This is a genomic window from Limnohabitans sp., assembly GCF_036804465.1.
GTDB lineage: Bacteria > Pseudomonadota > Gammaproteobacteria > Burkholderiales > Burkholderiaceae_C > Limnohabitans.
In genome coordinates this window covers 76,746-89,320 of record NZ_DAIRSK010000011.1, presented here as the reverse complement: position 1 = coordinate 89,320, position 12,575 = coordinate 76,746, and the positions used below count along the sequence as shown (strand labels likewise).

General features: G+C 57.8%; 13 protein-coding genes. 8 read left to right on the top strand and 5 right to left on the bottom strand.

The features are described 5' to 3' along the window. Positions 1 to 6 precede the first annotated feature (6 nt). Positions 7 to 243 (top strand): DUF1653 domain-containing protein, encoded by a 237-nt coding sequence (locus V7Q41_RS07715; protein ID WP_333845051.1) that lies wholly within the window; start codon positions 7 to 9, stop codon positions 241 to 243. A gap of 56 nt (positions 244 to 299) precedes the next feature. Further along, positions 300 to 890 (top strand): phosphoribosylglycinamide formyltransferase, encoded by a 591-nt coding sequence (purN, locus tag V7Q41_RS07710; protein WP_333845048.1) that lies wholly within the window; start codon positions 300 to 302, stop codon positions 888 to 890. A gap of 130 nt (positions 891 to 1,020) precedes the next feature. Here the strand turns inward: purN and V7Q41_RS07705 are convergent, their stop codons facing one another. Beyond that, the gene (locus tag V7Q41_RS07705; RefSeq protein WP_333845045.1) at positions 1,021 to 1,578 is read right to left on the bottom strand and encodes an HNH endonuclease; all 558 of its coding nucleotides are present in this window, start codon (positions 1,576 to 1,578) and stop codon (positions 1,021 to 1,023) included. 109 nt (positions 1,579 to 1,687) lie between these two features. On the opposite strand from V7Q41_RS07705, the gene V7Q41_RS07700 reads away from it, so the two are divergent. The 4 genes from V7Q41_RS07700 (at position 1,688) to V7Q41_RS07685 (ending at position 6,926) form a co-directional block, all read left to right on the top strand. Then, positions 1,688 to 2,662 (top strand): bifunctional riboflavin kinase/FAD synthetase, encoded by a 975-nt coding sequence (locus tag V7Q41_RS07700; RefSeq protein ID WP_333845042.1) that lies wholly within the window; start codon positions 1,688 to 1,690, stop codon positions 2,660 to 2,662. 75 nt (positions 2,663 to 2,737) lie between these two features. Next, positions 2,738 to 5,650 carry an isoleucine--tRNA ligase gene (gene ileS, locus V7Q41_RS07695; protein ID WP_333845039.1) on the top strand — a complete coding sequence of 971 codons (2,913 nt, stop codon included), beginning with the start codon at positions 2,738 to 2,740 and terminating at the stop codon, positions 5,648 to 5,650. 23 nt (positions 5,651 to 5,673) lie between these two features. Continuing rightward, the gene (lspA, locus tag V7Q41_RS07690) at positions 5,674 to 6,174 is read left to right on the top strand and encodes a signal peptidase II (RefSeq protein ID WP_333845036.1); all 501 of its coding nucleotides are present in this window, start codon (positions 5,674 to 5,676) and stop codon (positions 6,172 to 6,174) included. Positions 6,175 to 6,176: 2 nt separating this feature from the next. Continuing rightward, on the top strand, positions 6,177 to 6,926 hold the full coding sequence (locus tag V7Q41_RS07685) for a 2OG-Fe dioxygenase family protein (protein ID WP_333845035.1): 750 nt from the start codon (positions 6,177 to 6,179) through the stop codon (positions 6,924 to 6,926). A 16-nt stretch (positions 6,927 to 6,942) separates the two neighbouring features. On the opposite strand, the gene V7Q41_RS07680 is transcribed toward V7Q41_RS07685, so the two are convergent. Continuing rightward, the gene (locus tag V7Q41_RS07680; RefSeq protein ID WP_333845033.1) at positions 6,943 to 7,926 is read right to left on the bottom strand and encodes a quinone oxidoreductase family protein; all 984 of its coding nucleotides are present in this window, start codon (positions 7,924 to 7,926) and stop codon (positions 6,943 to 6,945) included. Between the two features lie 105 nt (positions 7,927 to 8,031). Between V7Q41_RS07680 and V7Q41_RS07675 the strand changes: the two genes are divergently transcribed. Then, complete coding sequence (locus tag V7Q41_RS07675; protein WP_333845031.1) at positions 8,032 to 8,952, top strand: DMT family transporter; 921 nt, start codon at positions 8,032 to 8,034, stop codon at positions 8,950 to 8,952. Between the two features lies 1 nt (position 8,953). On the opposite strand, the gene V7Q41_RS07670 is transcribed toward V7Q41_RS07675, so the two are convergent. Beyond that, positions 8,954 to 9,748, bottom strand: coding sequence for an SDR family oxidoreductase (locus V7Q41_RS07670; protein WP_333845028.1), 795 nt, complete (start codon positions 9,746 to 9,748; stop codon positions 8,954 to 8,956). Between the two features lie 87 nt (positions 9,749 to 9,835). On the opposite strand from V7Q41_RS07670, the gene V7Q41_RS07665 reads away from it, so the two are divergent. After that, positions 9,836 to 11,605 carry a cation:proton antiporter gene (locus V7Q41_RS07665; RefSeq protein ID WP_333845026.1) on the top strand — a complete coding sequence of 590 codons (1,770 nt, stop codon included), beginning with the start codon at positions 9,836 to 9,838 and terminating at the stop codon, positions 11,603 to 11,605. Positions 11,606 to 11,640: 35 nt separating this feature from the next. On the opposite strand, the gene V7Q41_RS07660 is transcribed toward V7Q41_RS07665, so the two are convergent. Beyond that, entirely contained in the window at positions 11,641 to 12,063 is a 423-nt protein-coding gene (locus V7Q41_RS07660) for a hypothetical protein (protein ID WP_333845023.1), read from the bottom strand. A gap of 2 nt (positions 12,064 to 12,065) precedes the next feature. After that, positions 12,066 to 12,566, bottom strand: coding sequence for an EndoU domain-containing protein (locus V7Q41_RS07655; protein ID WP_333845021.1), 501 nt, complete (start codon positions 12,564 to 12,566; stop codon positions 12,066 to 12,068). Positions 12,567 to 12,575 lie beyond the last annotated feature (9 nt).

Below are 12,575 nucleotides of genomic sequence, written 5' to 3'. Positions count from 1 at the left end.
CACCCTATGAACGACCAAGACCTCCCCCCACTGATTGAAACTCCCATCGGCCTCTACCGTCACTACAAAGGTGGCCAATACGAAGTCATAGGGACGGTACGCCACAGCGAAACGCTAGAACCGCTGACCCTCTACCGCGCCCTGTACGGCGCGCACGGCCTGTGGGTGCGCCCTGCCGCGATGTTTGGCGAACAAGTGCTGATGGACGGTGTGATGCAGCCGCGCTTTGCAAAAATCGATTAAGCCTTGACTGAGCCTTGTGCGCAGCAGCGCTGCCTGCCCCGCGATAATTCGCGGCAATGAAAAACATCGTCATCCTGATTTCTGGCAGCGGCTCCAACATGGCCGCCATCATCCGCACCGCACAAGAACACAACTGGGCCAAACACCTCAACGCCCGCGTGAGCACCGTCATCAGCAACAAAGCCCACGCCGAAGGCTTGACCTTGGCCCAACAACACGGCATCGCCACTGCGGTGGTGGAACACAAAGCCTTTGCTGACCAGCCACAACCCCGCGAAGCCTTTGACGCCGCCTTGATGGCCGAGATCGACCAACACCAGCCCCACCTCGTGGTGCTGGCCGGCTTCATGCGCATCCTCACCCCAGGCTTTGTGGGGCACTACGAGGGCCGACTCATCAACATCCACCCCTCGCTGCTGCCCGCCTTCACAGGCCTCAACACCCACACACGCGCCATCGAAGCCGGCTGCAAATTTGCCGGAGCCACCGTGCACCGCGTCACCGCCGAGCTAGACCACGGGGAAATATTGGCGCAAGCCGTGGTGCCTGTGTTGCCCGACGACACCGCAGACACTCTGGCTGCGCGGGTGCTGACGCAGGAGCATTTGATGTATCCGAAGGCGGTTGCTGCACTTTTGGCGCCTTGACGGTGACCGAGTCAGGAAATTCGCAGCTGAGAGGGGGATGGGCAGCTGACGATTTCTGGTGCACCAGCATGAGGAAGCTGCCCATCCCCCTCTCAGCGGAGCGTCAGAACTACTTACCGAGCGAAAAGACTCAAGCCAAGAGCCGAGAACTCTTAGGCACATGCGCCATCAAAAACTCCATCTGGTCCGCCAAGATACGGCGATTACGCAAGATGAAGTCCTCCCACAGCGAAGGCTCATAAGGCGTGTACAGCAGCGGCATACGCGCTTGCTCAGGCGTGCGGTTGCCCTTGCGGTGGTTGCACGATTTGCACGCCGTCACCACGTTCATCCACACATTGGGGCCACCTTGGCCCACGGGACGAATGTGTTCGCGGGTGAGTTCAGATTCGTGGAAGTGGTTGCCGCAGTAAGCGCAAACGTTGCGGTCGCGGCTGAAAAGTTTGTCGTTGGTCAGGCCAGATTTCAAATCAAACGGGTTGATGTTGGGCACGCCTTTTGTGCCGATGATGCTGTTGACCGTGATGATGGACTGCTGCCCTGTGATGGCGTTGGTGCCGCCGTGAAACACTGCCACTTCGCCGCCGGATTCCCAGCGTACTTCTTCAGCCGCGTAATGAATCACTGCTTGTTCTAGTGAAATCCATGACTGCGGTAGCCCTTGGGCTGACAGTTTCAAGACCTTCAAACCTGACCTCCATTCGCTTTATCAACGACCGTTCGGGAATGCCCATCTATCAGAGACAATATAACCTGAAAGAGTGACAGTTTTATGCCACTCACCTGCTAGACTTTTTATGCAAATTTTTCGAGGTTTTCATCATCCGCTGCTGGCCAAGTCTTGCGCTTTGACCATTGGCAACTTTGACGGCGTTCACCGGGGCCACCAAGCCATGCTGGCCCTCCTGAGAAACGAGGCTCGCCAACGCGGCGTGCCCAGTTGCGTGATGACGTTTGAGCCACACCCGCGCGACTTCTTTGCCAAGCTGCATCAACAGCCCGACCTGGCCCCCGCGCGCATCGCCACCCTGCGTGACAAACTCAATGAGTTGCGCGCATGTGGCATCCAACAATGCGTGGTGCTGCCCTTCAACCAAGACTTTGCCTCGCAACAGCCAGAGGCTTTCATCGAAGAAGTGCTGCTCAAAGGCTTGGGCGTCAAATATGTGCTGGTGGGTGATGACTTTCGCTTTGGCGCAAAACGCACGGGTGACTACAGCATGCTTGACGCCGCTGGCTCAACACTGGGCTTTGATGTGGCCCGCATGAACAGCTACGAAGTGCGTGGCTTGCGCGTGTCAAGCTCCGCCGTGCGTGAAGCCATGAGCCGTGGCGCCATGCAAGAGGTGACGCAGTTGCTGGGCCGCCCCTATGCCGTTTCGGGCCATGTGGTGCATGGCCGCAAGCTGGGTCGCGAGCTGAACTGCCGCACGCTCAATTTGCGCTTCACGCACTGGAAGCCCGCGGCCAGCGGCATCTTTGTGGTGCAGGTGCACGGCTTGACCGACCAGCCCTTGGCGGGCGTGGCCAATTTGGGCATACGCCCCTCGCTTGACGCCTCGGATGTGAACGGTGGCCGCGTGCTGCTTGAGACGCATTGCCTAGACTGGCCCGAAAGCCTAGATGCCGAGGGGGGCTACGGTAAAATCATTCGCGTGGAACTGCTACACAAATTACATGACGAGCTGACGTACGACGGTCTGGACGCCTTGATGCAAGGCATTCATCAAGATTGCGCTGACGCACGCGCTTGGCTCGCAGCCCGAATTTGAGGGGGCGTGCGGCCCCCTGTGCTGCGAATTGCCCCGCGAATCCTTATTTTTTAGAGCCTCTGACCTGAGACAGCCATGACCGACAAAGCCACCCCCTCTTCCACGGACTACCGTTCCACACTGAACATGATGGACACCCCGTTCCCCATGCGTGGTGACTTGCCCAAACGCGAGCCCGCGTGGGCCCAGAAGTGGAATGAAGAAGGCTTGTACAAAAAACTGCGCGTGGCTCGCCATGGCGCTCCGCTGTTTGTGTTGCACGACGGCCCGCCCTATGCCAACGGCAAGCTGCACATTGGCCATGCGCTGAACAAAGTGCTGAAAGACATGATTGTCAAATCCAAGCAGCTCGCAGGCTTTGATGCGCAATACATTCCCGGCTGGGACTGCCACGGTTTGCCGATTGAAAACGCGATTGAAAAACTGCATGGCCGCCAACTCAGCCGCGACGACATGCAAGCCAAGAGCCGCGCCTTTGCCACGGAGCAAATCAACCAACAACGCGAAGACTTCAAACGCCTCGGCGTGTTGGGCGACTGGGAGCGCCCCTACCGCACCATGGACCCCGCCAACGAAGCGGGCCAGTTGCGTGCCTTCAAACGCGTGATGGAGCGTGGCTTTGTTTACCGTGGCTTAAAGCCTGTGTACTGGTGTTTTGACTGCGGCTCCTCTTTGGCCGAGTTTGAAATTGAATACGCTGACAAGAAAAGCGACACACTTGACGTGGCTTTTTTGTGCGCCCAACCCGAAAAATTGGCTGCGGCGTTTGGCTTGCCCCAGCTCGACAAGCCAGCGTTCGCCGTGATCTGGACCACCACTGCTTGGACCATCCCTGCCAACCAAGCGCTCAACATGAAAGCAGACATCCACTACGCCTTGGTGGATACCGAGCGTGGTTTGATGGTGTGCGCCGCATCCTTGGTGGACACGTGTTTGGAACGATGGAAGCTCGCGGGCCAAGTGCTCGCCACTGCCACGGGCGACAAGCTGAGCCTGATTGAATTCAACCACCCACTGAGCGCTGTGGACGTTGGCTACCAACGCACCGCTCCTGTGTTCTTGGCCGACTACGTGGGTGAAGGGGACGGCACAGGCATTGTGCACAGCGCGCCTGCCTACGGCGTAGATGACTTCAACTCATGCATGGCCCACGGCATGAAGTACACCGACATCTTGAACCCCGTGCAAGGCAACGGCGCGTATGCGGCAGACTTTCCACTGTTCGGTGGTCAACACATCTGGAAAGCGGTGCCCGTCATTTTGCAAGCCCTGCACAACGCAGACCGCTTGATGGCCACGCAAACCATCACGCACAGCTACCCGCATTGCTGGCGTCACAAAACGCCGGTCATCTACCGCGCAGCGGCGCAGTGGTTCATTCGCATGGATGAATTTGACAACACCACCGAAAAAACCACCGGCAAGTTCATCACCGACAAGTCGAGCCAATCACTGCGCAAACTTGCGCTGAACGCGATTGACCACACCCACTTCTACCCCGACAACGGCCGTGCGCGCTTGCGCGACATGATTGCCCACCGCCCCGACTGGTGCATCTCGCGCCAACGCAGCTGGGGCGTTCCTGTGCCCTTCTTTTTGCACAAAGACAGCGGCGAGTTGCACCCACGCACCATGGCCATCATGGACCAAGCAGCCGACATCGTGGAGCAAGGCGGCATCGAAGCCTGGAGCCGCGTGACGGTAGAGGACATCCTCCACCAGCCAGGCGACGACGCCACCCACTACACCAAAAGCACCGATATTTTGGAAGTGTGGTTTGACTCGGGCTCCACCTTCCAACATGTGCTGCGCGGCAGCCACAAAGACGCCTACAACTTTGGCGTGAACCACCGCGCGCCTTTCCACGCCTCACCCGACAACTCGATTCCCGAAGCCGATTTGTATTTAGAAGGTCATGACCAACACCGTGGTTGGTTCCACAGCTCCTTGTTGCTCGGCTGCGCCTTGTACGACCGTGCGCCCTACAAAGGCCTGTTGACCCACGGCTTTGCCACCGACGGCCAAGGCCGCAAGATGAGCAAAAGCTTGGGCAACACCGTCGCACCGCAAGAGGTGAGCGACAAGATGGGCGCCGAGATCGTGCGCTTGTGGGTGGCCTCCACCGACTATTCGGGCGACCTGAACATCGACGACAAAATTTTGGCCCGCGTGGTCGATGCGTACCGCCGCATTCGCAACACCTTGCGCTTTTTGCTCGCCAACGTGAGCGACTTTGACCCCGCCACTGACACCGTGGCCTTTGATGATTTGTTAGAGATCGACCAATACGCGCTGTCGCGCGCGGCGCAAGTGCAAGCCGAGATTCGCGCGCACTTTGATGCGTATGAGTTCCACCCCGTGGTGTCGAAGTTGCAGCTGTATTGCTCGGAAGATTTGGGCGCTTTTTATTTGGATGTGCTCAAAGACCGCCTGTACACCACAGCGCCCAAATCAATTGCTCGTCGCAGCGCACAAACTGCGTTGCACCACATCACCCACGCTTTTGTGCGCTGGATGGCTCCGTTTCTCAGCTTCACCGCTGAAGAGGCGTGGACCACGTTTGGCAAGTCTGAATCGATTTTCTTGGAGACTTTCACCGAGCTCGGCGCAGTCAACACTGCGTTACTGGACAAGTGGCACAACATCCAACAGATGCGTGAGATGGCCAACAAAGAAATCGAAAACAAACGCACAGAGGGCTTAGTAGGTGCATCACTGCAAGCCGAGCTGGTCATCCACTGCGACGGTGCAAGCTATGACGCGCTGGCTTCGTTGGGCGAGGACTTGAAGTTCGTCTTCATCACCTCCAAGGTTGTTCTCATCAAGGATGAGAACGGGGCTGTGAAGGTCAAAGCCAGCGCAGCCACCAAGTGCGACCGTTGTTGGCACTACAGCGATGACGTAGGCCACAACCCCACTCACCCCACCCTGTGCGGCCGTTGCGACAGCAACTTGCACGGCGCTGGTGAACTGCGTCACTTCGCCTAAACGACGCACGAAAGAAAGCACACATGGCACGCCACACTTTCATTCGCAACACCACCTCTTATTGGGTGTGGTTAGGACTCGCCACCTTGGTGCTCTTGGCAGACCAATTCACCAAAGTGCTCATCGTCAGCACGTATCAATTGGGTCAGGGTTTTGCAGTCAGCAGCTTTTTCAACATCGTGCGTGTGCACAACGAGGGCGCTGCGTTTTCATTCCTTGCCACAGCGGGCGGCTGGCAGCGTTGGTTCTTCACAGGTCTTGGCATGGTGGCCACCATCGCCATGGTGTGGATGCTCAAAAAGCATCCTGGTCAAAAGCTGTTTGGCTTTGCCATTGCCTGCATCTTGGGCGGTGCCGTGGGCAATGTGATTGACCGTGTGCTGTACGGCTATGTGGTGGACTTTTTGGACTTTCATTACGCTGGCATTCACTTTCCCGCGTTCAACCTGGCCGACAGCGGCATCACGCTGGGTGCGATTTGTCTCATCTTGGACGAAGTGCTGCGCGTTCGCCGCGGACACTGACTATGCAAATACTTTCACCCCAAACCGTTTCTGTTTCAGAACTCACAAGCACTGTTCAACAAAAAGGCTATGCCGTTTTAAGCGCGGCCCAAGTGGCCGATTGGGCGGGTTGCACAGTGGACGCGCTGCAAGCGCTGTCGCCCCACTGGGACCACATGCCACCCGACAACTACCTCAAAGATGGGGGTCGCTACCGCCGCCGTTTGCACAGCAGCTTTGTGCTTGACCACGGCTCCTTGGCCCAAGTACCGCATCGCGCCCATTGGCAATCGGTTGACTACAACGCGCTGCACGGCGGCATGGAGCGTTGGTTTGAACCCATGCGTCACAGCACCGTGACGGCACCTGCTTGGATCAAGTTGCTCACAGCGTTTGCCGGCACAGCAGCTCAAGTGCGCGGCATTTCCGCCAGCAAATGGTGCATCGAAGCGCATCAGTTCCGCATCGACACCACCGATGGCATTGGCCGCCCCACCCCCGAAGGCGCGCATCGCGATGGCGTGGATTTTGTGGGGGTGTTCATGGTCAACCGCACCGACATCAAAGGTGGCGAGACCCGCGTGTTTGAAGCCAATGGCCCACACGGTGAACGCTTCACCTTGCATGAGCCGTGGTCGTTGCTGTTGTTAGACGACACCCGCGTGATTCACGAAAGCACGCCGATTCAGCCGCTGGCTGAGGGCGGCCATCGCGATACGCTGGTTCTCACCTGCCGCGCTGACAAGTTTCAGGACGCTGAACCCAGCGCCTGAAACGCCTGCGCAATCATCACAAGGTGATGAGGGTGCAACCTGTGGTCTTGCGGGCTTCCAAGTCGCGGTGTGCTTGGGCAATGTCGGCCAAGGGGTACGTTTGTTCAATGTGGATCTTGACCTTGCCACTGGTCACTGCTTCAAACAAATCATCGGCCATCGCTTGGGTGCTTTCCCGCGTGACAATGTGGCTGAACAAAGTTTGACGTGTGAGGTAGATCGAGCCTTTGGGGCCCAAGATACCGGGGGCAATCGGGGCAGGCGCGCCAGAGGCATTGCCAAAGCTGGCCATCAAACCAAATGGTGCAATGCAGTCGAGCGACTTGTCCCACGTGTCTTTACCCACCGAGTCATACACCACCTTCACACCCTTGCCGCCTGTGATTTCTTTGACGCGAACCAAAAAATCTTCGGTGTTGTAGTTAATCACGTGTGCTGCGCCGTTGGCCTTGGCCAAAGCGCACTTGGCATCACTGCCTGCAGTGCCAATGAGTTGATAACCCAAAGCCTTGGCCCATTGACAAGCAATCAGGCCGACACCGCCAGCGGCGGCGTGGAACAAGATGAAGTCACCCGTGTGCAAGCCACCTTGGGGCAAGGTGCGCTTCAACAAATACTGCGCGGTCAAGCCTTTGAGCATCATGGCTGCGCCAGTTTCAAACGAGATCGCATCAGGCAATTTGCACACGCACTTGGCGGGCATCACACGCTCTTCGCAGTAGCTGCCTGGAGGTTGGCTGGCGTAAGCAGCGCGGTCGCCCACTTTCAAATGCGTCACGCCCTCGCCCACGGCTTCAATCACTCCTGAGGCCTCCATGCCCAAATGCAAAGGCATGGGCAAGGGGTACACGCCCGTGCGTTGGTACACATCAATGAAGTTCAAGCCAATGGCTTTGTGACGAATGCGGATTTCGCCTGGACCCGGCTGGCCCACGGTCACGTCAACGAGCTTGAGCTCTTCAGGGCCGCCGTGTTGTTCGATGATGACTGCTTGGGTCATGGGGTGCTGCTCCAGAGGTAAATTTGTAAGTTTTTGAATCCTGCCATGAAATCGGTCGCACAGATGTCACTTGGGTTATAGACGCTCAGGTAGAGTTCTCGGCATATGCCTTTTGTCCCACATGCTTTGACGCCGCGCACCGCGGCGCTTTTATTGGTCCCGCCACTGCTTTGGGCGGGCAACGCCATCGTAGGACGACTGGTCCATGAACTCATCCCCCCGCTGACACTCAACTTTTTGCGCTGGCTGTTGGCCTTTGTGGTGCTCTTGCCCATCGCACATCAAGTGCTGAAACGCACCAGTCCTTTGTGGCCGCACTGGCGGCATTTCGCTTTGCTAGGCTTATTGGGCGTGGGTTGCTACAACAGCTTGCAGTATTTGGCCCTGCAAACGTCGACCCCCATCAATGTCACCTTGGTTGCCTCGAGCTCACCTGTATTCATGTTGGCCATGGGTGCCTTGTTTTTCAAGCAGACCGTGCGTAAGCGCCAAATGTTTGGCGCTGTGCTGTCCATTGCGGGCGTGATGTTGGTCTTGTGTCGGGGTGACTGGCACGCCTTGGCCCATGTGCATTGGGTGCTCGGCGATGTGTTTGTGCTGATCGCCACGCTCTGCTGGGCCTGGTACAGCTGGCTGCTTTCACACTCGCCAGCACCCGCAGAGGTGCGCGGCAATTGGGCGTTCTTTTTGATGGCGCAAATTGCGTTTGGATTGGTCTGGTCGGGCGCGTTCACGGCCGCTGAGTGGGCAGGCTTGACTGGCTGGGTCGATGCCCACATCAGTTGGAGTTGGCCCCTCGTGGCAGCCCTTGTGTATGTGGCGGTGGGTCCAGCGCTGTTGGCCTACCGCTGCTGGGGCTTGGGCGTGCAACGCGTGGGACCCAACATTGCCAGCTTCTTTGCCAACCTCACGCCGTTGTTTGCTGCCACCCTCTCGGTGCTGGCCTTGGGCGAGTTGCCGCAGCTCTACCACGTGGCCGCATTTGTGTTGATCATTGGCGGCATTGTGGTGTCATCACGCCAGTAACTCAGTACGTACCAGAATAAGCCCCACCATCTGTCAAGATGTTTTGTCCCGTGATGTAACCCGCTTGGGCAGAGCACAAAAACGCGCAGGTATCACCAAACTCCTGCGGATGGCCAAAGCGTTGGGCAGGAATGGTTTGCTTGCGCGCCTCAGCAATCACGGCCATCGATTGGCCGGTTTTTTCAACCGCGCCTTGCATGGTGGACCTCAGCCGGTCGGTGTCATAGGCGCCAGGCAACAGGTTGTTGATGGTCACATTGTTGGCCGCCAGCTTGGGCGTGCGTGCCAGACCCGCCACAAAACCAGTGAGGCCTGAACGCGCACCATTGGACAAACCCAAAATATCAATAGGCGCTTTCACCGCGCTGGAGGTGATGTTGACAATGCGGCCAAACCCGCGCTCGGCCATGCCATCCACCGTGGCTTTGATGAGCTCAATGGGCGTGAGCATGTTGGCGTCCACCGCCTTGATCCAATCGTCTCGCTCCCAATGACGGAAGTCGCCAGGAGGAGGACCGCCTGCATTGGTCACCACGATGTCAAAGCGTTTGCCAGGGCCACCCTCGACGGACCAAATGGCCTCGCGACCTGCGGATGTGGTGATGTCTACCGCTACCGTGAGGATGGTGGTGCCCAGCTCGCGCAGCTCAGCGGCCGCGGTTTCTAACGCCTCAGCCCCACGCGCAACGATGACCAGATGGACACCTTCACGCGCCAACGATTGCGCACAGCCAAGGCCCAAGCCTTTGCTTGCACCGCCCACCAATGCCCACTTGCCTTGAAGTCCTAAATCCATGGAATAACACCCTGCTTGATCATCAAAACCTGAGTTTATGTGAGGAGACGTGAGGGCACGTCACAAACGCTCGGTAACATCAGGGCCATGTCTTCCCTTGAACTCACCCTGCTGTACCTGAGCGCTGCCGTGCTCTGCGTGGTGGCGTGCCGACTGCTGCATTTGCCCGCGATGTTGGGCTATTTGTTTGCGGGCGTGGTGATTGGTCCCAATGCGTTGGCACTGGCCAAAGAATCGGTGGCGGTTGAACACTTGGCCGAATTTGGTGTGGTGTTTTTGATGTTCGTCATCGGCTTGGAATTCAACCTACCCAAACTCATGCGCATGCGCAAGCTGGTGTTTGGTTTGGGTCTGGGCCAAGTGGTGCTGACGCTCACGGGGGCCTTGTTGTTCAACCTCGCATTGGGCTTTGCGCTCAAAGAATTCGGCTACATCTGGCGCTTGAGCTGGCAAGCCTCTATCGCGCTAGGCGGTGCGCTGGCCATGTCGAGTACGGCGATTGTGGTCAAGCTCATGATCGATCGCGTGGAGATGGAGTCCCCTCACGGCCAACGTGTGATGGGTGTGTTGCTGTTTCAGGACTTGGCCGTGGTGCCGCTGTTGGTGCTCATCCCTGCGCTGGCGGACATGAGCGAGCACAACATTTGGCGCGTGCTTTCGATCGCCATGCTCAAAGCCTCGGTGCTGGTGGGCTTGCTGCTGTGGGGAGGGCAACGGGTCATGCGGGCATGGCTGCAGGTGGTGTCAAAACGCAAGAGCGATGAGCTGTTCATGCTCAACCTGTTGTTCATGACGCTGGGCATGGCCTGGCTGACCGAGCTGGCAGGTTTGTCGTTAGCCATGGGGGCGTTTTTGGCGGGCATGTTGATTGCCGAGACCGATTTCAAACACAAGGTGGAGGCCGACATTCGGCCCTTCCACGATGTCTTGCTGGGCTTGTTCTTCATCACCATCGGCATGAAGCTGGATTGGGAAGTGCTGGTCGACAGTTGGGGCTGGGTGCTGTTGCTCTCGCTTATCCCTTTGTTTCTCAAAGCCGCCTTGGTGTTTGTGTTGGCCCGTCTCACGGGTGCGCCTGCGGGCGTGAGCCTGCGCACTGCGCTGTACCTGGCGCAAGCGGGTGAATTCGGATTTGTGTTGCTCTCACTCGGCTTGCAAAACGCGCTCATCCCCCCAGAATGGATGAGCCCCATCTTGGCGTCCATGGTGTTGTCGATGATTGCCACCCCGTTCTTGGTGATGAACGCCGACCGCATCGTCAACCGCCTGATCAGCAACGACTGGTTGTTGCAGTCGCTGGCACTCACCGGCGTGGCACAGCGTAGCTTGAAGATTGAACACCACGTCATCGTCTGCGGCTATGGGCGCAGCGGCCACAACTTGGCCGACTTACTCACCTTAGAGAAAATTCCTTTCCTGGCGATGGACTCAGACCCTGAACGCGTGCAAATGGGTCGCGACCATGGCCACCTGATCGAACTTGGCGATGCCACCCAATTCTCTAGCCTCATGTCCGCAGGCTTGGTGCGTGCAGCTGCTGTGGTGGTCACTTATCCCGACTTGCCCTCTGCGCTCAAGGTGTTGGCTTGGGTCAAAGAGCACGCACCCAGCGTGCCCGTGATCGTGCGCACCCACGACGACGAACACCTAGAAGACCTGCGCGCAGCAGGCGCTGCCGAAGTGGTACCAGAAGTGATTGAAGGCAGCTTGATGCTTGCTAGCCAAACCTTGGCGCACATTGGCATTCCCTTAAAACGTGTGATTCGTTTGGTGCAAGGCCAGCGTATGACGCGCTACGCGCTCATGCGCGATGCATTGAAACACAAAGATAACTTGGACGATATTCAGCCGCATTAATTGAGCGGCCCAAGCTTTTCAATTCTGCTGAACACTCAGGGCTTGGTAGCTTGAGCCAAGAAATCCCGCCACGCTTGCAAAACCGCCATCACATCAGTTAAGGCAAATCGGCCCTCTGGCAAATTCCACCAATCCGTGTCCTCTGGGTCCACATTGCTTTGGTTGAACTGCACGCCTTGAAGTTTGAAGTCCACGCAAAACATATCGCCATCGGCAAACCACTCGGCCAAGCTGTGGTTTTGCAATAGCGCCAATGCGCTCAGCGCATCGTCACAACGTGCCACATCCGCCATGTCGCTGGTCAGCCAACTGCACACAAATCGGTTGAGTGGATGCTGGGCGGCATCCACTGCTTGCCCTTGAGGCCCACGCCATTCGCACACCGGATAAGTGACTGGCTTGGCTAAAGAGCCTGGCACAGGCAACTCTTGATGGTGAAAGAAATGAATGTGTTGCATGGTCATTTGCTGTAGACAGGATAGGCCGTGACGCGAGGCGCGGTGTAGCCCTCCACGCGAACACCGCTGGGTGTGAGGGCGCTCCACTTGTCGCCGCGTAGGGTTTTATGGGGGCTGTTCCATGCCGCGTCTAACTCGGACGCGACACGCTCGGCACTCCATGCTTTGGGAAACATGGTGTTTTGCATGGGCTTGCCATTGCGATCTGTTTTGGTCAGCCACAGGCCCGGCTTGGCTGGGTCCGCCATTTGCACTTGGGCGCGGTACACGCCCGTGGCATCTGGCGCAGACTCGCTGCCTGGGATGATGCGCACATCCCCGTTGAGCAGGGTGTGCCCGCCGGTAGGCAAACCAGTGCGGCGGTTGAAGTCCGCACCCAAGATGTGTTCCATATCGATGGGTGAACGTGCACTGGCCACGCCTGAGACCAACAACACCAGCACCGCGAGCAAGCTCAAGACAACTGAGCGCCACTGAGTGTCAAAACTTCGCTTCAAAAACATGGCTGACTT